Genomic DNA, 24,112 nt, shown 5'->3' on the forward strand with positions numbered 1-24,112 from the left:
GATGTAGATGGATGCAGTATTATTATCGGTTAATTTAATTTGGGTGATGCTTGGTACTATTTTAGTATTCTTTATGCACGCTGGTTTTGCTATGGTCGAGGCTGGATTTACCCGCTCGAAAAATGCCGTCAATATCATCATGAAGAATTTCCTAACGATTTCCCTTGGTGGCATTGTCTATTTTTTATGTGGTTACGCCATTATGTTCGGCGACACAGTAGGTGGTATTTTCGGCACTAGCGGCTTTGCTTTAAAAGGAGTAGATGATCTTTCCTTCTTTATCTTCCAAACAATGTTTGCTGCAACTGGAGCAACGATTTTGTCTGGCGCTGTCGCAGAACGTACTAATATTTTTGCTTATATCGGCGTCATTATACTTATGTCTTTAGTTGTTTATCCTGTTGTTGGTCACTGGGTTTGGAGTGGGCAAGGCTGGTTAACAGATCTAGGCTTTGTTGATTTTGCCGGCTCTACAGTTGTTCACTTAACGGGGGCTGTCGCAGCATTTGTCGCAGCTGTTATGGTTGGACCTCGACTTGGTAAATATGAAAATGGTCGAGTAAATGTAATTACAGGACACAGTATCCCATTAGGAGCTTTAGGCGTATTTTTACTTTGGTTTGGTTGGTTTGGCTTTAATGGAGCTTCAACGTTAGCTGCCGATCCTGAACTTGTTCCTAGTGTTATTTCCAATACATTCTTTGCAGCAGCTGCTGGTGTAGTTGCTACCGCTTTCTATACGAAATTCCGTTACGGTCATATTGATGGCTCCCTTACATTAAACGGTGCATTAGCCGGGCTTGTAGGGATTACGGCTGGTGCTGCGAATGTCAGTATCATGGGCTCCCTCATCATCGGCTTAATCGCCGCGCCATTACTTGTAGAAGGTGTACGTTTCCTTGAATGGAAGCTAAAAGTAGATGATCCTGTTGGAGCGATTGCGGTTCATGGTATTTGTGGTATTTGGGGAACATTGGCAGTTGGTTTATTTGACATTGGTGGTCAAGGCTTATTGTATGGCGGTGGTTTTGGTCTACTAGGGATTCAAGCAATCGGTGTCATCGCAACAGTTGCCTGGGTTAGCGTATCTGTGTCAGCAGGCTTATTGATTATCAAAGCATTTATCCCATTACGTGTAACAGCTGAAGAAGAGATTGCTGGTTTAGATGTAATGGAACATGGCGCTCCTGCTTACGAATTCCAAGACATTTTCAAAAGCTCTGCTGTACGAGGAGAAACCTTTGCTCATCGCTTAACACATTTCGGTAAATCACAAAGCAATGTCCAAGAAGAACAACATGTATAGCTAGTGGAAAATCTGCTCCTGTATCTCTAGATGATGGGGCAGATTTTTCTTTTTTAGTTCGGTAATTATTTCCAATTCTTTCGCTCAAAACGCTCTTCCCATTGCTCAAACCACCCTTCATCAACCTTCACTTAATTTAAACTTGCTCTAACTCAAGTAAAAACTGTTTCATAGCGAGGCCACTTCGGAAGCCTGTTAATTGACCATTTTTGCCAATGACTCGATGGCATGGAATAATCGCTAGTATTGGATTTGCACCAATTGCAGTCCCTACAGCTCTAACTGCTTTCGGATTACCAATGCGTTGTGCGATATTACCATAGGATGTTGTTGTACCATAAGGCAATTCTTTTAGGGCATCCCAAACGGCTAATTGAAAAGGTGTTCCCTTTACATGGACAGGTAGGTCAAACTCAGTAAGCTCCTTGTTAAAATAAGCAGTTAACTGAGCCTTATATGGCTGTAATTTTTCTGGATTTTCTTCAAAGCCATACCCTTTAAAAGGTTTTTTAGCCCACTCTTCTACTTCCTCAAATGATGCATTTGGTGTTCCTATATAGACAAGACCTTTATCTGAAGCCACTAGATACATATCCCCCTGTGTATACGTTAATGTATCGACATACAATATTTGCATTTCCAAATCCCCTACTTTCTACTATTTAAACTGCATCTTCCAGTCATTTCATGCTACAGTTATTTTACCGACTATAACAAAGGAGCTTCAATAAATGAATACGTTATATGAGCCTGCCATTCACTTTCAACAAGTTCATTTTTCAGTAAATGACAAAATGATATTAAAGTCAATTACTGGGTCATTTCCAAAAGGGCAAATTACGACTCTTGTTGGTCCTTCTGGTGCTGGTAAAACAACGCTACTTAAATTATGTAATGGTCTTCTGTCACCAACAAACGGGCATATACTCGTTGAAAATCAGCCTATTTCTACATATGAGCCCACCGCTTTAAGGAGACATGTTGGTATTGCTTTACAGGCAGCTCCGATGATAGCAGGTACAGTGCTAGATAATCTCGCCCTTTCCCGTACACTACAGGGGCAAAAACTCTCGCAGCAGGAGGCTGTCCAATATTTAGAGGATGTTGGATTAAACGAAAGCTTCTTACACCAATCAACAAGTGAATTGTCTGGTGGACAACGTCAAAAGGTATCCATTGCACGAACCCTGATCAATCAATCCTCTATTTTATTATTAGATGAAATTACATCTGCGCTGGATCGTCAATCCGTACAAGAAATTGAAAAATTGATTGCTACTATTAACAAAAAATACAATGTCACGATAATTTGGATTACACATAATTTGCAACAAGCATTGACAATTGGTCACTATACATGGGTTATGATGGATGGTGAGTTAATTGAAACTGGTAAAAGTGCTTTACTTGAAGCCCCAACGAATCCACGTGTTGCAGCGTTTGTTCAGGGGGTTAATCAATGACATTTACAGCCTTATCCTTAACCCTAATCTTTGTCTGTATTCCTCTCATATTATCTAAAACATTAAAGTTGGGTCTTGAAAAAGATACGCTCATTGCAACGTTACGTTCCATTGTTCAATTGCTTGCTGTCGGCTATATTTTAAAATTTGTTTTTGACGCCAATAGTTATGGTTATATACTTCTCATGGTAGCGCTAATGATTGTCGTCGCAACATTAAATGCACGAAAAAAAGGGGTGGGTATTAAAGGAATTACTTGGAAAATAGCACTGACACTTGTCGTCATAGAAATTGTTACACAAGGTGTCTTGCTAGGATTTCATATTGTTCCAGCTACTGCCCAGTATATCATTCCGATTAGTGGGATGTTAATTGGCAATTCGATGGTGCTGTCCATTTTATTTTTAAATCGTTTTACAGCTGAAATTAGTAGCCATAAAGATCAAATGGAATTAATTTTATCGCTAGGTGGCACGCCAAAACAAGCCGTTCATCGCCAACTGATCAATGCCGTAAAAGCTAGTATGATTCCTACGATAGAAAGCCAAAAAACAATCGGTTTAGTACAGCTACCAGGTATGATGAGTGGGCAAATTATTGGTGGGGCTGACCCTATCCATGCTGTCCAATTTCAACTTTTAATCATCTTTGCGCTCTTAACAACAGCAACATTATCCAGCATCATGATTGGTTTTTTAAGTTATCCTGTGCTATTTAATGAACGTATGCAAATACTTGATATGAAATAATTGTTAAGCTGAAATGAATATAGTTTAAAACATTTATGTTATACTAAAAAGAAAATGCAGTTAGGAGAATGACCATGTTATTACGCAATTTTTTCATCCAGTTATCTGAAAACCAACTATTAAATAGTGCTGCAAAGAAATATGGCCTAAAATTAGGAGCACAGAGTGTAGTAGCTGGTACAAATATTGAAGAAACAATTGCAAGCATCAAAGAACTAAATGCACATAATATTTCTTGTACGGTAGACAACCTAGGTGAATTTGTTTCAAGTAAAGAAGAAGCAACGGCTGCAAAAGAAAAAATCCTTACTGTAATCGAAGCCATCCATGAGAACGGTGTTGCTGCACATATTTCATTAAAACCATCTCAATTAGGTTTAGACATTGATGTTGATTTTTGTTATGACAACCTGTATGAAATAGTAGAAAAAGCCGCTTCTTATGATATATTTGTTAACTTTGATATGGAAGACTACGGCCGTCTTCAAACATCCTTTGATATGGTAGAAGAGTTATCTAAAACATTTAATAATGTTGGTACAGTTATTCAATCCTACTTTTACCGTGCAAAAGACGATATCGAAAAATTCAAGGACTACCGTTTACGTATTGTAAAAGGTGCTTATAAAGAGCCTGTAGAAGTCGCCTATCAAGATAAATTAGATATTGATTTAAACTTTATTGAGTTGATTGAATATCACTTGCTACACGGCAAATTTACGTCAATTGCAACACATGATCATAATATCATCGCACACGTAAAACGCTTTGTTGCAGATCATAATATTCCACTTGATAAATTTGAATTCCAAATGCTATACGGTTTCCGCACTGATATGCAGAAAGAGCTTGCAAAAGAAGGCTATAACTTCTGTGTGTACGTTCCATTCGGTGAAGATTGGTACGGCTACTTTATGCGCCGTTTAGCTGAGCGTCCTCAAAACCTTAACCTTGTAACAAAACAAGTGTTTACGAAAAAAACGAATACTGTTCTTGCTGTAGCAGCAGGTGCATTCGTTCTTGGACGTATAACAAAACGCAAAAAGTAAAAAAACGAACCTTATCGCGCTCATGCGATAAGGTTCTCTTTATTTGTTCCATCCTTTTTCTTTAAAGCGTGCAATGGCCTCAATACGATTACCAACATTTAGTTTTTCTAAAATGGTTGAAATATAATTACGTACCGTTCCAGCAGATAAAAATAGCTCTGCCGCAATTTCCTTTGTCGTCTTGCCCTCTGCCACAAGTGTCAGCACCTGGCTTTCACGCTCTGTTAAAGGATTTTCACTATCATCCTCATAGACAAAATCAACAAGCTCTGGTGCATAAATACGTTTACCGTCCATTATTGTACGAATCCCACTTACTAATTCCTCAATAGGGCTATCCTTTAATAAATAGCCTCTTACGCTCGCTTTCCTAGCACGCTCGAAATAACCTGGTCTGGCAAATGTAGTTAAAATAATGACCTTACAATCTGAGCCAATACTATGCATTTCTTCTGCTGCGTCTAGTCCCGTTTTCACTGGCATTTCAATATCCATAATACAAATATCAGGCTGATGCTCTGCCACCAGCGTCAATGCTTCCTCACCATTTTTTGCTAAGCCGACGACCTCCATATCCTCTTCCATACTAAGTAAAGAGCGAAGAGCCCCTAATAGCATCCCCTGATCTTCAGCGATCACAATTCGTATCATGTCACAAGCCTCTTTTCTATTCTATATGTTCTTCAGATTTTCTTTGACATTTTGATGCGTAATAGCCACTGGTATAGTTACCGTTAATGTAGTACCCTCAACACTTTCAATCTTAAAGGACCCATTAATAAACTCTAAGCGTTCCCTCATTCCCTTCAATCCGTTCCCCGTTTTCCATGCTTGTTTTTTCGTAATACCTTGTCCGTTATCCCGAACGATTAAGTAAACTTCCTTAAAGTTTTGATGGAAAGCAATTTCACATTTTGTTGCTCCACTATGTTTGACAACATTATTAACCGCCTCTTTTAGGCACATGCATAAAACATTTTCGACAAGTGGCGGAACTTGCAATGCATTTTTATCTCCTTCAAAAACAAACTCCATTTCTGCTGCCTTTAGTATTTGAGAAATACGCATTAGCTCATCCTCAAATTTTGCCGTCCGCATGTCTGACACCAATTCACGAACCTCTTTTAAGGCAATGCTTGCCGTCTGGCGTATATCCTTAATCTCAATCAAAGCCTGCTGTGGATCACGTTCAATCAACCTAGAAGCTAGATCACTTTTTAAGCCAATCATGGACAATTTTTGCCCCAAAGTATCATGCAAATCACGAGCAATTCGTTGTCGTTCCTCAAAAACAATTAACTCGGCAATACGTTCATTAGCTGTTTCTAACTGCCCCTCTAAGTTTTCACGTTTATTTTTGGAATAAATTGTTAATGGCAAAAGAACAACAGCTAGAATGGTTAGCACAACAAAAGGTAGCTGCGATAAAAATAAGTGAAGCTCCACAAAGAAGCCGACACCAGTAGATATAACTGTAAACCCAATATGTAGACCGTACATAATATAAAAGCCGACAGGTCTTCGTATGTTGCCAATAAAAAATGCTGTGAAAATAGATAGATACACATAGCCATATAAGATGGTCATGACAATATTGATGGCCATTTCAAAGCTGATCCACATATAAACTAAACCGCTTTTCGAATTCATGGAAAATCGATAGAAAATAAAATAAAGCATTAAAAACGTAATGCCAATCGAGATTTCGATATAAGATGATTTCCTAAAAATGAAGAAAAACGGTAGGAAACAAAAAATAATCCATAAATATACACTGAGCATTGGACTATTCGGAATAATACTATGCCATTTCCTCAACATAATCTCACGCTCTTTCCTACTTTTCCCTTATTATAACAAGAAAATTTAATTTATGCCTGCACATGCTTTAGACAAAACCCATCCTTTTACATAAAACAGCCATCTCGTTTGCAGAGATGGCTGTTTTCAACTAAGCGGCAATACTGCCTCTTGCTTTGCGTTTGATGATTTCATTTACTTCTTTAAACGATACAAATTTGCCTTGATCTTCATCATATAACTTGTAACGTAATGATTCTAAACTTGTACGTAACGTAATCGTTGTTGCCATGTGTAAAGGCGGCGTTTCATTATGTGCTTTTTCAAGATTATAGTTAGGTACTCGAGGAGCTAAGTGATGGACATGGTGGAAACCAATATTCCCTGTAACCCATTGTAAAATCTTTGGCAATTTATAATACGAGCTACCTTCCACTGCGGCTTTAACATAATCCCATTCCGATTCATGTTCAAAATAAGAATCTTCATATGTGTGCTGAATATAAAACAGCCAAATTCCTAAAGAACCAGCAATAAATAAGGTAACGCCTTGGACTAATAAAAATGCTTGCCAGCCCATGAAGAAAATTAAAGCAGCACAAATTCCGACCATAACGATATTCGTTAAAATTGTGTTCAAGCGTTCTTTCTTTCTTGCATCCTTACGATTAAAACGATTTAAGATAAGCACCATATATAATGGTCCTAACCCAAACATAACGAATGGGTTACGATAAAAGCGATACCATAATCGTTGTCCCTTTGAAGCTTGCATATATTCTTCCACTGTCATCATATCAATATCACCAATACCACGCTTGTCTAGGTTTGAGCTTGTTGCATGGTGAATTGTATGTTCACGTTTCCATTTTTCATATGGGAATGATGTTAGCACTCCAGTAAAAAATCCAACCCAGTCGTTTGCCTTTTTACTTTTGAAAAATGATCCGTGTGTGCAATCGTGAAAAATAATAAAAGTTCGTACGACAAACCCCGCTGAAATGGCACTTAAGCCAACTGTTAGCCAAGGTGAAACATCTACTAATAAGTAACCAGCCACCCACAATGCAATTAACGGTACAAGTGTATTTATCATTTGAAAAACACTTTTACCCGTATTAGATTTAGCAAATGGCGCTACATCTTGGCGTAACTTTTTTGTTTTTTCTTTAATAGTTGCCATCCTTTACTCCCTCGTTTCTTTTTTTCTTATGACCTCATCATAAAACAAGAGTACAAGTCAGTAACAGACGCAAACATCATAAAAAGGATATGACATTTGTCATATCCTTTTTATGATGTTGGTCCATTCAAATGCAACTGATAGAACACAAGGTCTAGCCATTGTTCAAATTTATAGCCTGCATTTTTAATTGTACCTGCATATTCAAAACCTAATTTTTCATGTGCTTTAATGCTAGCAATGTTTTCTCCATCAATGCCAGCAACGAGTGTTTTGACACCACGCTCCTCTGCAATCGCTATAAGCTTATGCATGAGCTTCGTTGCAATCCCCTTTTGATAATGCTCATTATGCACGTAGACGGAATGCTCCATTGTATATTGATAACCAGGGTAAGGACGGAATTGACTATAAGTAGCAAAGCCAGCAACAATCCCATTTTCCACAAATACAAGCAGTGGATTGCCGAATGCTTGCTGCTCCTTATACCATCGCATTTTTTCATCTAAAGTTTGTATATCATATCGGTAGACAGCCTTACTTGTTAAAATAATATCATTATAGATGTCTAAAACCTCAGGTATATCTTTTTCTTCCATGAATCGAATCATCCTGCTCACTTCCTTAATGAAATTGTCCTCACACTCTTCAATGATTCAATGGAATGGATATAGATAGTCAATTCATTGACTATCTATATCCTCCTATTTTACGCCTTAAACATTGAAGTAGCGAGCATCGGGATGAGCAAAAACAATCGCTGAAACAGATGCTTCAGGCTCCATCATAAAACCTTCTGTAAGGTGAACGCCAATATCCTCAGGCTTTAATAAGCCGAATAGTTTTTCCTGATCCTCCAAGTTAGGGCACGCAGGATAACCGAAAGAAAAACGTTGCCCTTGATATTTAGCTGCAAAACGATCTCTCATTGTAAAATCAGTGGCATCTGGGAAGCCCCATTGGTCACGTATTTCTTGATGCATACGTTCAGCAAAGCCCTCTGCTAATTCTAGTGCAGTCGATTGCAGTGCATGGCTTTCAAGGAATTTGCCAGAATCTTTTAACTGACGAGCTGTTGCCATAACCCCTTGCCCTGCTGTTACCACCATGAGCGCAATATAATCCATTTCTCCACTCTCTACCGTTTTTAAGAAATCGGCAAGACATAAAAATGGTTCTACTTGCTGGCGCGGGAAAGTAAAACGTTCAATTTCTGTTTTACTATCGGCAGGATCATAAACAACGACATCATCCCCATCCGCTTGAGCAGGGAAAAATTGATATAAACCTGAAGGCTTTAATAAATCACTTTTTAAATAATCATCTACTAAATCCTTTAGCTCTGTTGCTCGTGAATCACCGGCATCTAGCAATTGCTGAACCTGCCCTTTCAAGCCTAAATGATGTCCCAGCAATGTACGCATATTGACGTATGGATATAAATGCGATACTGCATAGTCTTTCTTCACATGACGACGTAAATCAGCTGGTAAAAATACTGACGCTCCCTTTACAGTACGTACTGGCTTTATTGTTATCTCTTTAGCTGGACGTGCAGCTCTTTTTACATCTGCCTCTAGACGTTTTTGACGAGATTCCTGGATTTCAGCTAAGAAATTCGCACGCGTTTCCTTACCCATTAATAGATTTGCTTGCTCTAATCCCTGCATAGCATCCTTTGAATAAATAACTGGACCGTTGTATTCATCTGCAATTTTTGTTTCTGTAAAGCGTCGAGAAAGTGCAGCTCCACCAACTAAAATCGGTACATCAATGCCAGCCTCTTTGAAATCCTGAGCAGTAATGACCATCTGTTGCGCTGATTTTACCAGTAAGCCTGATAGCCCGATAAAATCTGGTTTTTCCTTGCGAATCGCTTCAATCAATTGTGCTGGTGTTACTTTAATGCCTAAATCGACAACCTTATAGCCATTATTACTTAAAATAATATCAACAAGGTTTTTCCCAATATCGTGCACATCTCCTTTAACGGTAGCCAAAACCATTTTCCCTTTTCCAGCACTCTCTTCATCCTTTTCCATGAATTGCTCTAAATGGGCAACAGCAGCCTTCATCACGCCTGCTGATTGTAAAACCTCCGCTACAATGAGTTGGTTATCATTAAACAATCGACCTACCTCAGCCATACCAGCCATTAAAGGACCATTAATAATATCAAGTGGCGCCTCAAAGATTTCGCGTGCAGCATCTAAATCCTCAATCAGCCCTTCTTTTGTACCTTCTAAAATATAATAAGCTAAACGACCCTCAACCGTTTTTGGTATATCCGCTTCGGTCTTTTCTTTCTTTTTATCACGATAAAAGTCTGTGAATACTGCTAATGTTTCATCATTCGTATTAAACAGTAAGTCATTTGCAAGTTTAATTTCTGCCTCTGGAATGGATGCATAACGCTCTAGTTTCTCTGTATTGACAATGGCATAATCTAAGCCGGCCTGTGTACAATGATAAAGATACACAGCATTCAGTACTTCACGGCCAACTGGTGGTAAGCCAAATGAAATATTACTTACACCCAGTACAGTTAATGTCTGTGGCATCTTTTCTTTGATTAGTCGAATTCCTTCAATTGTTTCTAGAGCCGATCCAATATACTGCTCATCACCAGTCCCTACAGGGAACATCAACGGGTCGAAAATGATATCCTCCGGTGCAAGTCCCCATTTTTCAGTTAATAATTTATAGGAACGTTCGGCAATTTCAAGCTTGCGATGACGATCAACGGCCATTCCTATTTCATCAATGGTTCCAACTACCAATGAGGCTCCATACTTCTTTACGAGTGGCATTACTGCATCAAATCGTTCTTCACCATCTTCTAGATTTATAGAGTTAATGATGGCTTTTCCTTGAGAAAATTTTAATGCTTCCTCAATGACCTTTTCATCTGTCGAGTCGATTACAAGAGGAACCTTAACCTTTTTCACAACCTCCTGCATAAAACCACGCATATCAGCTAATTCATCACGATCAGGGTTGGCTAAACAAATATCAATAACGTGTGCACCATTTTTTACTTGCGCACGTGCAATTTCTGCAGCTTCTTCAAACTTCCCATCAATGATTAAATTCTTAAATTTACGAGAGCCTATAACATTCGTTCTTTCACCAATAAATAATGGACGCATAGAATCGTCATACAATAATGGTTCGATTCCTGATACCGCATGACCATGTGTTTTCTCTGGTATTTGGCGTGGTTTTTCATCTTTTAAAACCTCACGGATAGCTGTGATATGAGCTGGAGTCGTCCCACAACATCCACCTACAATATTAAGCCAGCCCTTTTCTGCAAAGCCTTTTAATTTTTGTGATAAAGATTCTGGTGATTCATGATAGCAACCTTCTTCATCCGGTAAGCCTGCATTCGGATAACAGCTAATATAGCCTGTGGAAAGCTCTGCTAATGAACGAATATGATCCGTCATAAACTCTGGTCCAGTCGCACAGTTTAAGCCAACGGATAGTGGTTTAATATGTTCAATAGAAATATAAAAAGCATCAATCGTTTGCCCTGCGAGTGTTGTACCCATCGGTTCAATTGTTCCTGAAATCATGACGGGTAGTTCTTTGCCAGTTGCCGCGAAAGCACGTGCTACACCTAGAGTACCTGCTTTTACGTTTAACATATCCTGACTAGTTTCTAGTAAAAGGACGTCTGCTCCTGCCTCAATTAACGCCTTCGCCTGTACATAAAAGTTTTCCTCTAGCTCATCAAATGTAATACCGCCAGTTACGGATAATGTTTTTGTTGTTGGACCCATTGCGCCAGCAACAAAACGTGGCCAATCTGATGTTGAAAAGTTATCCACTGCTTGACGAGCAATTTCGACGGCACGTTTATTAATTTCTTCCGCTTTTGCGCCAAGATCATATTCATTTAACACAAGAGGCGTCCCGCCAAAAGTATTCGTACAAATAATATCTGCGCCTGCCTCTAAGTATTTATGGTGAATTTCCTTAATTACATCAGGTCTAGTCAGCACAAGATTTTCATTACAGCCATCAAGCTCCTCCCCGCCAAAATCCTCAGCGGATAAGTTTTCGTTTTGTAGCATTGTTCCCATTGCGCCATCAAGAATTAAAATACGTTTCTCTAGTTGCTTTTCAATCAAGTGCTTAGCCATGTATACTTACCCCTTTTTTCTGTTCATCCAATTGCTCAATATATTTCATCAACTCTAATGTCACATCATAACGTAAAAATGGAGTGATAAGGTAAATGCCATTGAAATACTGCGCAGCCACCTCAACTAATTCCTTCGCAATGGCAATCCCCTCAAATGTTGCACGTTCTTTATCTTCACCACAGGCCTTCATTCTTGCTAAGGCATCTTCAGATAATTTTATGCCTGGCACCTCATGATGTAAGAATTCAGCACTTTTATAACTTGTAACGGGCATAATACCAATATAAATAGGTGCTTGCAAATGCTTGGTTGCCTCATAAATTTCCACAATTTTTTCCTTCGTATATACTGGCTGTGAAATAAAGTAGTCTGCTCCATACTCAATTTTCTTCTCTAAGCGTGCCACAGCACGATCTAATACACGGACATTTGGATTAAATGCAGCAGCTACTGAAAAATTTGCTTTTTTACGAAGTGGTTTACCTGAGAAGGAAATGCCTTGATTTAACTGCTTAATTAATTGGATCAGCTCCATTGATGAGACATCATAAACACTTGTGGCACCTGGGAAGTCCCCAACTTTTGTTGGATCACCAGTAACAGCTAACACATCATGAATTCCTAATGCATTTAACCCCATTAAATGTGATTGCAGACCGATTAAATTACGATCTCGGCATGTAATATGTGTTAGAGGACGTACACCATTAGTACTCTTCAACAATGCACCCATAGCAATATTGCTAATACGTGGAGAAGCCAGAGAATTGTCTGCCATCATGACGACATCTGCTCCTGCATCATACAATTGTTTTGCCCCTTCCAAAAAACCATCAATTTCCAGATGTCTAGGTGTATCTAGCTCTACAATGACAGAGCGTTCGCGCTTTACTTTTTCATGAAGAGGTTCATACTTCGTTGGCTCTGCTTCACGAACAATTTGAATCTTCTCCGGTTTGGCATACTTTTCATGAACTGGTGATAACTCTTCTAAATACTTCTTCGCTGCTGCTATATGCTTCGGTGTCGTACCACAACAGCCTCCAATTAAGCGTACCCCTTGATCACGTAATTCCACAGCCGCTCGACCAAAATATTCAGCTTCTGACTCATAAACGACACGACCATCTTCTAAGTCAAGGAGTGAAGCATTCGGATAAGCCGACATAAATGCCTTATCAGGAAGTTCTACACCTTCAAACGCCTGAATGGTATGGTGTGGACCTAAACGACAATTGACACCCACAATATCCGCACCAAGTTTTTCTAGCTCATGCAGGGCGTTATTTAAAGACATACCGTTTTGTAAAACACCAGGTTCGTGCATGGAAACTTGCGCAATAATCGGTAATTTTGTCTTTGTCCGTAGCATCTTTAAGGTAGCTGTTAATTCTTCAAAATCATAATAGGTTTCGAGTAAAAGGCCGTCTGGATTCCCAGCAAGTAAAACACTCGCTTGCTCCTCAATAGTTGCTAAGATTTCATCTAACGTTGCATCACTTTTACGAATACCACGAATACCACCAATTGTCCCTAAGACAAACTGACCTCCATCTGCCGCAGCTCGCTTTGCGATTGTAATCGCTGCTTCATTAAATTGTTGGACACGCGATTCTAATCCATAGCGAGCTAATTTAATGGCATTTGCACCATACGTATTCGTTTGGATGATATCAGCACCAGCTGCAATATATTCTCTATGAATCTTTTCAATTAACTCAGGTTTCTGTACATTCATTTCCTCATGACAATACTCCAAACCATAGCCATAAAGTACTGTGCCTATTGCGCCATCTGCCGTCAATACATGCGTTTTTAACCTTTCAAGCAATCTCATTAAACTAGCCTCTCTTCCTATATCTCTGTATAATAAAAAGCCTTCTTTTATAAAAAAAAGAAGGCTTTAATGACTCATCATTGTTTTTTCCTTCTCATCTTCGACTCAATGGTCTTCTGGATTTAGCACCTGACAAAAAAGTTGGTTGCTGAAGCTTCAATGGGCCAGTCCCTCTGCTTCTCTTGATAAGAATGTAGTATGAATTTTTTAAATAATTAAAAGAATCATATCGTTTACTGACGAATGAGTCAAGACTATTTCACATAACAAAGATATTTTTCACTTAAAAGCTTAGAAATTGGCTAGTTCCTTTGCAAGCTCCTCACCGATTTTCTTCCCATTTTGAATACAAGCACCAATCCCTACCCCAAAGTATGAACAACCTGCGATGGATAGATTAGGATAGTTTTCTTGTAATTCTTGAACTAAACCTTGTAATGCTTCACGGTGAGCTAGATCATATTTTGGCATTTGATCAATCCATTTTGTGACATTAATAACTGTTGGCTGTTCCTCTATTCCTAGGCTCTTGCGCACATCCTCTAAAGCAACCGCTGCTAATTCTTCGTCAGACATGGCATGGAGTTGCTCATATGCTGGATTGATGCTTTTATAAAAGAGTCGCACAAGTAATTTATGATCTCTTGATGTATGCCTCCATTTACGACTTGTCCAAGTTGCAGCATTACATGTAACGTCAGAATTATGTGAGACAATATAGCCCGTTCCATCTGCTGGCAATCTAGAGTCTGGTACATCAAAACCTAAATAGATCGTAATTGCTGAAGCTGTCGTAAATTGGTCAAAATAACTGTTTAATGATTCATCCTGTAGTAGGCCTTGAACAGCCTCATTCGGCAGTGCTAAAACGACATAATCTGTCTCGATGCTTTCACCATTAGCTAAGGCAATTGAATAGTGGTTTTCTTGCTTTTGAACATTGACAGTTGCGACACCCTTGATGATCTCTACATCGGTTAATGTTTGTTCGAGACGATCAATTAGAGAAGATAAACCGTTTTTGAACGATATAAACTTTTTATTGGCTGCTTTAGCAAATTGCTCACGATTCGCATCAAAGCCTTTTATGATACTTCCATACTCGTTCTTATAGTCAATCAAGTACGGTAAAGTAGAGGCAATCGAAAGCTGGTGTAAATCACCTGAATAAACACCTGCAAGAACGGGTGCAATTTGATTTTTTACAAGCTCTTCCCCTAAATAATAAGTTAAAAACTCTCCAATTGAACTTTCCTTTGTGAAGTCTTTGTTTGGTAAAGTCAAATCTTTTAATGCATCTTGTTTACCTTGCTCTGTAATCAATGTGCTTTGCTCCAAGGATGCCAAACTCATTGGTATTCCAAAAGTAGAATCTGCCGGAATGGCATGTAATTCATTATTCGTATAAATATAGGAAATACCTGTTTCGTTGTAAACTAGATTCTCCTCAAAATCAAGCTCCTGTACAAGCTCCATAACACCTTTATGACGAGCTACAATCGAGTCAGCACCTGTTTCCATAATAAAACCTTGCTCATGTGTTGAATATAATTTGCCCCCTAAATATGTATTTTTTTCTACAAGCACTAGACGCACATCTACATTATTTTCCTTCACTTGACGTTGTAAATAATGCATTGTGCATAATCCTGTAATACCGCCACCTAATACAACAACTGTTTTCATAGTAACCGCCCCTATTTTAGTTCTTCCTACAGTATAAACTTATTTTCATTGAAAATTACGTTAAACCCTTTACAAATTTAGCAAAAATAGAGCTACCTCATCTGTGAGATAGCTCTAGCTTAATCATATGGAATTTCCATTTCAAGGTTTACAAAAAATACACATATTTATAGGTACTATAGTGTTTAATATGTTTAAAAAATACGGAAACATAAACGTTAATTTAGTAGTCTATCCTTTTAGATTTTGGGAAAAGCTCGCTAAGTTTTCTGCTGAATTCGTTACTTCTGTAAATGATGTCCCTAACTCGTTTAATATCCCGACGATTGCTTGTATTTTCGTTGCCATACAGTCGTTTTGATCCTTTGCTTCTGTCATGGCTCCCAATATGCTTGTAAATTGACCTTCAGTTTGTAACATGTTTTCCTCACCTGACGCTACTTCATCTTGAATATTTGCCAGAGAATGCTCTAATTTCTCTGTCCGTTCACTCGTTTTTTTCAATAACAATGCCACCGAAGTAACCGAATCCTTCGTTTGAATAGATAATTTACGCACCTCATCAGCCACTACACTAAAGCCTTTGCCCGCTTCTCCAGCACGCGCCGCTTCAATTGCAGCATTCAATGCCAACAGATTGGTTTGATTAGCAATATTAGTAACAACATTCATGATTGTCTCCATTTCCCTAGACATATCCGATAATTGTTCAATATTTTCTTCTATATCATGAAGTGAATGAATAATATTAAGCATATTTTGTGATTGATTTTTTAAACGTTCACGACCTTCAAGTGCTTGATTTTCAGCCAGTGTTGAGACATCAAGTGATTTTTTAGCCAATTGTTTAATTTCGTCAGATTGCTTGCTTAAGCAGCAAAATGAATTATTTGTTTCCTGAGAAATTGTGGCAAGTGCTTCGGAAGAATCAACAATTTGTCGTTCAATAGCTTCTTTCTCATGCATCATTTTTTCTTTCATTTGTTCTACAGTGTTTTCAAAAGCCTCCAAAACCAGCTGCTGCTCGAAATTACAAATTTTCGATATGGCCCTGATCGTATTAAATTGATCTTGGGGGTGCTCTATATTTTTTTCGACTAAATCAATAAATGATATGGATAAATCTTGAAATGCGCAAATATACCATTGGGTTCTAAGCCCAATATGAACATGTACCTTTGCAATTTTTACTCGTCTTTGGTAATACACCTCATCAATGGTTCCGTTAAACATTTCAATAATATGCTGCCGTAGTGTTACTTTAAGTCTGTCTACAGAACTATGATGACTAATAATATCTACCAAATGATGCTCTGTTCCTATCATGTTGTAAAAACGGTTTACGATGTGATCTACATTGTCCATAACATATGGCTGGAAAGCTTTTAAATATTGTAAGTCTTGCTTCGTTAGATTCAGCATTTCAATTTGTTTCACCATTGATTGGCGAGTAGACAAATCCATTTTTACTGTATATTGCTGTAAATCCAATACCTTCGTCTTTCTCTGTTTTTGAAAAATCACACATCTTCCCTCTTTCATTCCGTTTACTTTCAGCAGGCTGAGAAACACCAAATCCCTTTTTTAACATATTGATTGATACAAGAAAAAATACCGATAAAAACAGATTAGCTATTATGCTATAGGCTAATGCTCTTTCTGTCTGGCACACTTCCTCCAAAAGCATGTCGAGTACCTCTTTGTACAATCACACAAAAAATATTCCCGCTCAGCAAGCAGACCTAGTCAGTACATGACTAACAGTAGACTTATTTACGTATGCTTTATTTCAAAATCACTCATTTACATTAATCATTTTATAAATTGCTGTCAATCTTATCGATTCCGTTTTTTTACATATATCATACCAAAAGTCCCTATCTTAAAATTAATGGTAATGCATAAGAAAAAAGCTACCACAATATTATTTGGTAGCTTTTTTACCCGTTTTCTTGTTTATTATGCCTATTTTTTTTATTTTTCTTATCCTTTTTTATTAATCTTCTTTAAATATCACTATATCAATATTTTTTACCCTCTCCACAAGAGCATCTATATACCTAAAAATACAACCCATTTTAAATCAAAAGTTTTATAAATGCATGACAAATAAATAATTCAAATAAACTATATTTTTTCACACAAAATTTACAATCCTTTAAGTTCCTGTAATATTTTAGAAGCTTCTGCAACACCAGCATCCGCTGCGAGGCCATACCACTTGATGGCTTCTTTCAGGTTTCTAGCAATTCCTTCACCTTTATTGTAAATATGCCCTAGTTGTAGCTTAGCATCCGCGTCTCCTTGAATTGCAGCCTGTTTAAACCAATGAATACCTTTTTCGATATTGCGTATACCAGTTAGTCCATTACTCCATATATAGCCCAAATCATAAAAGGCATCTACATGATATTGTTCAGCAGCTCTTTCATACCAAAAGAGGCCACGGTTTACCTCCTTTGTTTGACCCAAGCGTCCCTCTAAATATGTTCCACCAAGCCGATATTGTGCTTCGACATAACCTAGCTCTGCTGATTTTTTGTAGGCATTGAAGGCTGCTTCTACATCTGCTTCGACACCCAGCCCCTGCTCGTATATAATTCCTAACGTAAACATCGCCTCTGCCACATTTTTTTTAGCAGCATAGTCGAACCATTGTTTTGCTAATATAAAATCTTGCGGTACGCCCTCCCCATTGAAATACATATCCGCTAAATTATTGGCGGCATCCGCATGCCCCTGTAAAGCTGCTTTTTCATAGTATGAAAAAGCAAGGGAATCATTTTCTTCCACACCAATCCCCTCAAAGTAAAAATTCCCTAGTACGTATTGAGCATCTGCATGATTCTGAAGCGCTGCTAATTCAAACCATTTCAATGATTTTTCAGGTTGAAAATGTTCACCTTCTCTAGCGTTGTAGTATTCTCCCAATTGATATTGTGCATCTGCGTCTTGTTCTTCAACTGCTTCTTTATATAAATCAATAATGACTTCATGATCTAAATCCTCTTCATCTAAAATAGGGAGCTGTTCATCTTGATGACGGAAGTACCACTCCACAATATCAAGTACATCATCAACTACTGCTATACGGCTTGCTAGCTTTTCTAACGAAGAAATTTGCCAAACAAGGATATAGATAGATTCGGGAATGGCATCACGCAAGACATCGTCATATTCCGCTAACAATGTTAAAACATTCTCCTGTATGGACTGAGATTGTTCTGAATGGATAATTTGTAAATGCCGTTGTTGCTGTTCTTTCAATAGCCCTCGCACTATTTGATACAATATTTTTTGCAAGGTTGTTAGGGTAACTTCCGTGAATGTAAGTAATTTTATATTTTGAGCAAACCATGTATTTTCTGACTGTGTCAGATTTTGTAGGGAATCAATTCTTTCTTTATTTCGCTTGGCTAACATTTGCTCGTACATTATTTTCCTCCCTTGCACACTATGTAAAAAAACTGCCTTGCCACTATTATATGGAAGACAGTTGAAATTTGGTTACACATATGCTCTCAATAATAAGCCAACAAATAGCGTAATGATTAAAAAAACTGTAATATGGGCCCATTTATACATATCTAATAAGCCTATAAATTCTCGTGTAAATGCATTGGGAACATAGTAAAAGGCTGTCTTTGAGCCAATTCCTTCTGCATCTAGCTTTGCTTTCTTAGCATAAATACTTGCACGAAATACATGGAAATTATTTGTCACAAATAGCGAACGATATTTTTCTCCCTGCGCATGATGGTCCATTATTTTTTTTGAAAAGACCATATTTTGTTCTGTATTGATCGATTGATCTTCGAGCAATATCTTGTCAGTGGGAAGATGATGTACATCTATTAAGTATTGTTTCATGGCATATGCCTCGGTTAGCTTTTCGTCATTGCCTTGACCACCTGAGACAATGATATAAGCTCTCTCCCCATACTTTTTATACTGCTTTACTGCCTCATCTAAACGACTTGCTAAAAGTGGGGGCACTTTATCCCCAATTAACCCTGAGCCCAATACAATAATATAATTTGGTTCATAGCGTATGGGTGTAAAATGATACAGTATTGCATAGGCAAGGACACTTGTGTATAAAAACATTGTATAGCCAAAAACCAAAAACGCATAGAAGAAAAGAATATGCCAAAGTATATTTTCTATTTGGATAAAAATGACGAAAACATACCATATCATCATAATAACAAAACTTAGTCCGAGAATGGCTAACATTAAATTACGTACTTTACGCCCTTCCTTCTCTAATAATACTTTACTATTGAAAAACATTGCGATTGATAAAATAAACATAATGCTTGGAAAGCTTCCCAATATAATAAATATCCCCATTTCTGAAATAATCCCCTGATCATTTGGCAGCAATAATGGATAGTGCATAATGAGCGCTCTTATCAGATAGATCCCTATTAAACCTAGTGCTACCGCATTGAGAAAACGCCTTTTTTCTGTTAAGTACAACACGATAAATAATGTGATGAAAAGTGTTAAAGTTAGTAGCATCGTTTCACTCCTTTCTATTGCAGAATTTTCACAATCATGGCATTTGTCACTACTTGTTCAAATTTGATGATATAGCTCAATTATTGAAGGCATTTGTTTTATTTTTTAATATAGTTCATGTAATATTACTATATAAGAACTAGTTTATGACCAAATTCAAAATTATATTGGAGGAATGTAAGTAATGAAAAAAATTCTTGCCGCTCTTTTTGCAGCGACACTGATATTTTCGACTGTTGGTGCAACATTATTCATTTCGGATACACCAACGGCAGAAGCTAAATCCTATAAATCAGGTAAAAAAGGCTTCACTAATAACAACAATAATAGCTCGAATATCCAAAAATCTAAGGATACTTCTAAAGATCAAAATAATGCAACAACAAATAAAAACAACTCATCCTCTACTAATAAAGTAGATACTACTAAAAAAGGCGGCTTTTTCTCTGGCGGTCTAATGAAAGGCTTAATGCTTGGTGGTCTAGCTGGTTTATTATTCGGCAGTCTATTTAGTGGCATGGGGATTCTTGGCAATATTTTAGGTCTACTCATTAATGTAGCTGCAATTGCCGTTATCGTGATGCTTGTGGTAAAGATTATGAATATGTTTAAAGAGAAAAAGCGCAAAGAGGAAGCACAATGGCACAAATAATCAACGAACAAGATATTATTAATGCTATTTGTTTATCTCAAGCTTATTATAAAAACATTCGTCCCGAGGCAGTTCTTGTCGAATTGACTTACGAAGATGACGCTGGCTTTGGTGCAGAGGTTGAAGTAAACGGTCAAATCGAAGTGCTTAATACAGCAGCTATGATTGGTGCATTACGTGTTTGGATTAAAGATGTTCTACATAGTGACCCATTCTCAACTGGGATTGAGCTTGTTTTAGACGACGAGGAAGGCATTATTGCCAAACTATCATAAAAAAAGCAGTACAATGAATTGTTCAAAAATTCATCGTACTGCTTTTTACTTTTTCAAATGTTTCTTCATCTCTTCTTTTTCTTCCTCATTAAGAGAAAAATCTACGATAGAACGCCCTAGCATTAGCAACATAATAAACATTACTCCCGTACCAACTATTAAATAAATCATTGTAAATACTTTAGAATAAGTCGTTGTTGGATATAACCCTGTTTCTACGCCTGTTGGTATCAAACTCACTACAGCAAAATACATAGCATCTAACCAATACCATCCTTCAGTTCCCTTGTAAAACAGTGTTCCTGATAAAATGATTAAAAACAATGTAGTAAATAATGAGATAAATTGAGGACGTTTAAATGACTTCCACAACCCTTTTACTAATCTTTTTGCAGATAATATAAATGACAGCATCCCCATTCTCCTCTTTAAATACGTTCTACAACATAGTTAGACTATACTTCGTTTTTATTAAAAACGTCAAAAGGTAGAGGTGATGGTCCCCTACCTTTTCAGAATTATTTAATGAATATTTGACTAAGGCTTGTAAATATTTTAGCGGCTTGACCTCTTGTTGTGACAGCTTCTGGTGAGAATTTCCCTTCATTTCCTGTCACAATCCCCAACTCATACAACATGGTAATGGCACGTTTTGTTTCTACATTATAAGAGGTTACATCTGTAAATGGCACATCGCCCTTTGCACTATATGGTTGATTAAATTGCTGTTCATAGGCACGACTGATCATTAAGGCTAGTTGACCACGTGTAACAGACTGTCCAGGGTTAAATTTCCCATCAGTTCCTTTAATAAGCCCATGAACATATGCTGCTGCAATTTCTGATTGTGTTACTGCGTCATAATTTGCAATGTCAGTAAATGGTGCCTTCTCATCTGTAGATAACTCTAAACTTCTTACAAGAATAGCAGCGGCCTGCGCACGCGTTACACTACTATCAGGTCTAAATGTCCCATCCGTATAACCATTCATTAGCCCAGCATCCGCAGCTTTTTGAATGTATTCTTTCGCCCAGTGCTGTGCTGTATCTGTAAAGCTTACTGTTCCCTTTGTAGTGAAAGTAATCGTTGGATTTTGAACACTTTCATTACCAGCTGCATCGATTGCTTTGATGGAAACATTGTAGGTTGTATTTTCTGTTAAATCTTCAAGTGTAAATGTTGTCGTATCTGCATCCAATGTTGAGATTAATTTTCCATTCACATAGACATTGTAATTTGCCACACCTACATTATCTGTCGCGTCCTGCCATTTAACCTCTACAGTTGTACGATCTTTCACATCTACTTGAATAGCCTTCGTTATATCCCATAACGAGCTAGTTTTAATGATTGGTAAAAATGCTTCATTTGCGACTGCTAAATAACCAGCTTCACTTAAATGAATGTTATCAGGGTTTGGTAAATAGCTTGCAACATCCTTTGCAACAACATCGTATGTCGGCACAAAAATGGCACCTGCTTTTTCAGCGGTTGCTTTAATTGTTGAATTCACTGTAGCCAATAACAGTTTAAATTGATTTTGTAGATTCTCACTATAGTATGGGAAAGAATTATAATAGCCCATCACATATATTTCTGCTTGTGGATTTATCTTTTTGATTTCAGATAGGATTGTAGCAATATTCGATACAGCTTCTTTAGTAGCTTTAACAAGGGCCATCGTATCAATTCCCGTTGTTTGGGACTCTTTTAATAATGGTAATAAATCATTTGCTCCAGCCGTTAATGTAATGATTTCTGCCTCTTTAATAGAAGCGCGTAACTTTACTTGTTCCTTTGTGTATCCAAAACCTGTGACTGTTTTCTCTACATCATTTTGTAAATCTGCTAAAACATTTTTGGTAGTGTAGCCTGACATAGCAAAGCCCTTATTATAAGAAGTAAGGAAGCCCCCCTGCTGTAAGGCCTGTGCAATAAAATCCGTGTAGCCTAACCCAATAACACCTACCTCATTCATGCCATGTGCTAATGAGTCGCCTAGTGCCACATAATCAGATTGAATAACCCAGCTTGGTGCTATGTAGTCGTCTTGTTCTTGTGCATTAGCTACTACAGGGATGGTTAATTGCAAAGCCAGTACACTCGCTGCTAAATAACGAAATTTCTTTGATAATCGCATTTATTCTCTCCTCCACTTGTAAAATAGTCATTGTTTCACTATTTTACTAGAGGCGAGTTAAAAATAGGTTAAATTACAGCAATCTTTTTAAACTTTTCTCTACTCAGACTGTATTTTTCCATATATTCCACCACCACCAACCTCGATCGCTAATTGACCCGTTCTAGCTAAATCAATTAAATGGGCGATTTTATGTGGCACAACTTGTTCAAGCTGGTTGAGCGTTACCACATGTAAAATATTCATTTCAGTACCAAATGCTTCTATTAAACGTTCCATCATTTTAGGGCCGATACCAGGGATGAAATCAAGTGGTACTTGATGAATATAAGGCGGTCTATTTCGTTCATTCAGAAAATCCTCTGATAGTTCCTGAATACGTGTAGCTACACCCTTTACGATTTGCATACTTCCACAGTTTGTACATATGGTAGCTTCGTTACCTAGTCGTTCTCCACATTTAGCACAGACCGTTTGATGATACTTGCCAAGCAAAGGATTTAAACCATAATTCGCTGTTACTGCTCGACCTTGTTGTTCATGTAGAGCCATTTTTAATTCTGCAAAATTTGCTTCTGCTAATTGTAACTTTTGATATTCACGTGCCAGTTTTCCAAGCGAATGAGCATCAGAATTACTAACGAACGTATATGCTTGTAATTCTTTGATACGACTTACCATATTGGTATCAGAGCTTAACCCTAATTCAATGGCATCGATAAGCTGCGCATCAAAGACTTCTGTTAAGCTACGCTCAACCCCTCTACCAAACAAACTTTTAAATGGTGTAAAAACATGGGCAGGAATAAACAGACCTCCCAATTCATGCACCTTTCGCTGTAATGTGAGACCGTCACAATAAATTCGCTGTGAACTCAAGTGGATATTTTTCATATGTTGGGACATCCAATCAGAGAACTGCTTCATTAGCATCAGTGTTGGAAAGTAAGCAAGCACATGAATAGGTCCATGACAATATTGATCGTAAATTTCGATTTCCGACCCTGGAATCAACGTTGTTTCCTGAAAGCGTAGGCCGCCCTCTTTTAATTCCTGTAGTTCACCTTGTTCAATCATCTCCATCATTTCTTCGATTACTTCGGGTGAATGACAATCAATAATCCCAATAATATCTAATCCCTTTCTAGCACTAGCAGTCTCTAAAATTTTTGCTAATGTTAATGTTTTACTGCCAGTAATTTTCACTGCTCGCCCACTAGAAGTACGCCCAATATGAATATGTAAATCTGCATAAAATGTTTGCATTTCAATCGCTCCCTTTAGTATTCAAATACG

General features: G+C 37.7%; 20 protein-coding genes and 1 riboswitch. Of the genes, 6 read left to right on the top strand and 14 right to left on the bottom strand.

The window, feature by feature from the left end:
* The first annotated feature begins 7 nt into the window (after positions 1–7).
* Positions 8–1,306 carry an ammonium transporter gene (locus NST76_RS19345; RefSeq protein ID WP_058845197.1) on the top strand — a complete coding sequence of 433 codons (1,299 nt, stop codon included), beginning with the start codon at positions 8–10 and terminating at the stop codon, positions 1,304–1,306.
* A 136-nt stretch (positions 1,307–1,442) separates the two neighbouring features.
* Here the strand turns inward: NST76_RS19345 and NST76_RS19350 are convergent, their stop codons facing one another.
* Positions 1,443–1,943, bottom strand: a complete 501-nt coding sequence (locus NST76_RS19350; RefSeq protein WP_058845198.1) for a methylated-DNA--[protein]-cysteine S-methyltransferase — start codon at positions 1,941–1,943, stop codon at positions 1,443–1,445.
* A gap of 94 nt (positions 1,944–2,037) precedes the next feature.
* Between NST76_RS19350 and NST76_RS19355 the strand changes: the two genes are divergently transcribed.
* From NST76_RS19355 to NST76_RS19365, 3 genes are all read left to right on the top strand, one after another.
* Positions 2,038–2,769: a phosphate ABC transporter ATP-binding protein gene (locus NST76_RS19355; protein WP_342544355.1), complete on the top strand. Its 732-nt coding sequence runs from the start codon at positions 2,038–2,040 to the stop codon at positions 2,767–2,769.
* A complete protein-coding gene (gene fetB, locus NST76_RS19360) occupies positions 2,766–3,518 on the top strand; it encodes an iron export ABC transporter permease subunit FetB (RefSeq protein WP_089934273.1) in 753 nt (250 codons plus the stop codon). The genes NST76_RS19355 and fetB overlap by 4 nt, the downstream gene beginning before the upstream one ends.
* Positions 3,519–3,592: 74 nt before the next feature.
* A complete protein-coding gene (locus tag NST76_RS19365) occupies positions 3,593–4,567 on the top strand; it encodes a proline dehydrogenase family protein (RefSeq protein ID WP_342544357.1) in 975 nt (324 codons plus the stop codon).
* A 39-nt stretch (positions 4,568–4,606) separates the two neighbouring features.
* On the opposite strand, the gene NST76_RS19370 is transcribed toward NST76_RS19365, so the two are convergent.
* From NST76_RS19370 to NST76_RS19415, 10 genes are all read right to left on the bottom strand, one after another.
* A complete protein-coding gene (locus tag NST76_RS19370) occupies positions 4,607–5,218 on the bottom strand; it encodes a response regulator transcription factor (protein WP_036124587.1) in 612 nt (203 codons plus the stop codon).
* Positions 5,219–5,239: 21 nt separating this feature from the next.
* Positions 5,240–6,247, bottom strand: a complete 1,008-nt coding sequence (locus NST76_RS19375; protein ID WP_170829892.1) for a sensor histidine kinase — start codon at positions 6,245–6,247, stop codon at positions 5,240–5,242.
* A 271-nt stretch (positions 6,248–6,518) separates the two neighbouring features.
* A complete protein-coding gene (locus tag NST76_RS19380; protein WP_036124589.1) occupies positions 6,519–7,550 on the bottom strand; it encodes a fatty acid desaturase in 1,032 nt (343 codons plus the stop codon).
* 110 nt (positions 7,551–7,660) lie between these two features.
* Positions 7,661–8,161 (bottom strand): GNAT family N-acetyltransferase, encoded by a 501-nt coding sequence (locus NST76_RS19385; protein ID WP_036124592.1) that lies wholly within the window; start codon positions 8,159–8,161, stop codon positions 7,661–7,663.
* 105 nt (positions 8,162–8,266) lie between these two features.
* Positions 8,267–11,698 carry a methionine synthase gene (gene metH / locus NST76_RS19390; RefSeq protein WP_036124594.1) on the bottom strand — a complete coding sequence of 1,144 codons (3,432 nt, stop codon included), beginning with the start codon at positions 11,696–11,698 and terminating at the stop codon, positions 8,267–8,269.
* Positions 11,691–13,538: a bifunctional homocysteine S-methyltransferase/methylenetetrahydrofolate reductase gene (locus NST76_RS19395; RefSeq protein ID WP_036124596.1), complete on the bottom strand. Its 1,848-nt coding sequence runs from the start codon at positions 13,536–13,538 to the stop codon at positions 11,691–11,693. Before NST76_RS19395 ends, metH begins: the two co-directional genes overlap by 8 nt.
* A 91-nt stretch (positions 13,539–13,629) precedes the next feature.
* Positions 13,630–13,730: riboswitch (SAM riboswitch) on the bottom strand.
* A 99-nt stretch (positions 13,731–13,829) separates the two neighbouring features.
* Entirely contained in the window at positions 13,830–15,224 is a 1,395-nt protein-coding gene (locus tag NST76_RS19400; protein WP_330493953.1) for a protoporphyrinogen oxidase, read from the bottom strand.
* A gap of 231 nt (positions 15,225–15,455) precedes the next feature.
* The gene (locus NST76_RS19405; protein ID WP_036124600.1) at positions 15,456–16,748 is read right to left on the bottom strand and encodes a globin-coupled sensor protein; all 1,293 of its coding nucleotides are present in this window, start codon (positions 16,746–16,748) and stop codon (positions 15,456–15,458) included.
* 624 nt (positions 16,749–17,372) lie between these two features.
* Positions 17,373–18,659: a tetratricopeptide repeat protein gene (locus NST76_RS19410; protein WP_141905385.1), complete on the bottom strand. Its 1,287-nt coding sequence runs from the start codon at positions 18,657–18,659 to the stop codon at positions 17,373–17,375.
* Between the two features lie 72 nt (positions 18,660–18,731).
* Positions 18,732–19,748: a YdcF family protein gene (locus NST76_RS19415; RefSeq protein ID WP_141905386.1), complete on the bottom strand. Its 1,017-nt coding sequence runs from the start codon at positions 19,746–19,748 to the stop codon at positions 18,732–18,734.
* A gap of 184 nt (positions 19,749–19,932) precedes the next feature.
* Here NST76_RS19415 and NST76_RS19420 point away from each other — a divergent pair, with 184 nt between their 5' ends.
* The gene (locus NST76_RS19420) at positions 19,933–20,400 is read left to right on the top strand and encodes a hypothetical protein (RefSeq protein WP_141905387.1); all 468 of its coding nucleotides are present in this window, start codon (positions 19,933–19,935) and stop codon (positions 20,398–20,400) included.
* Positions 20,388–20,675: a DUF2653 family protein gene (locus NST76_RS19425; protein WP_036124608.1), complete on the top strand. Its 288-nt coding sequence runs from the start codon at positions 20,388–20,390 to the stop codon at positions 20,673–20,675. The genes NST76_RS19420 and NST76_RS19425 overlap by 13 nt, the downstream gene beginning before the upstream one ends.
* A gap of 45 nt (positions 20,676–20,720) precedes the next feature.
* On the opposite strand, the gene NST76_RS19430 is transcribed toward NST76_RS19425, so the two are convergent.
* The 3 genes from NST76_RS19430 to NST76_RS19440 form a co-directional block, all read right to left on the bottom strand.
* The gene (locus NST76_RS19430; RefSeq protein WP_342544361.1) at positions 20,721–21,089 is read right to left on the bottom strand and encodes an ion channel; all 369 of its coding nucleotides are present in this window, start codon (positions 21,087–21,089) and stop codon (positions 20,721–20,723) included.
* Between the two features lie 104 nt (positions 21,090–21,193).
* On the bottom strand, positions 21,194–22,816 hold the full coding sequence (locus NST76_RS19435) for an S-layer homology domain-containing protein (RefSeq protein WP_342544362.1): 1,623 nt from the start codon (positions 22,814–22,816) through the stop codon (positions 21,194–21,196).
* Positions 22,817–22,915: 99 nt separating this feature from the next.
* Positions 22,916–24,082, bottom strand: a complete 1,167-nt coding sequence (locus NST76_RS19440) for an endonuclease Q family protein (protein WP_342544363.1) — start codon at positions 24,080–24,082, stop codon at positions 22,916–22,918.
* Between the last annotated feature and the right edge of the window lie 30 nt (positions 24,083–24,112).

The sequence above is a fragment of the Lysinibacillus sp. FSL W7-1291 genome (genome assembly GCF_038593415.1).
GTDB lineage: Bacteria > Bacillota > Bacilli > Bacillales_A > Planococcaceae > Lysinibacillus > Lysinibacillus fusiformis_D.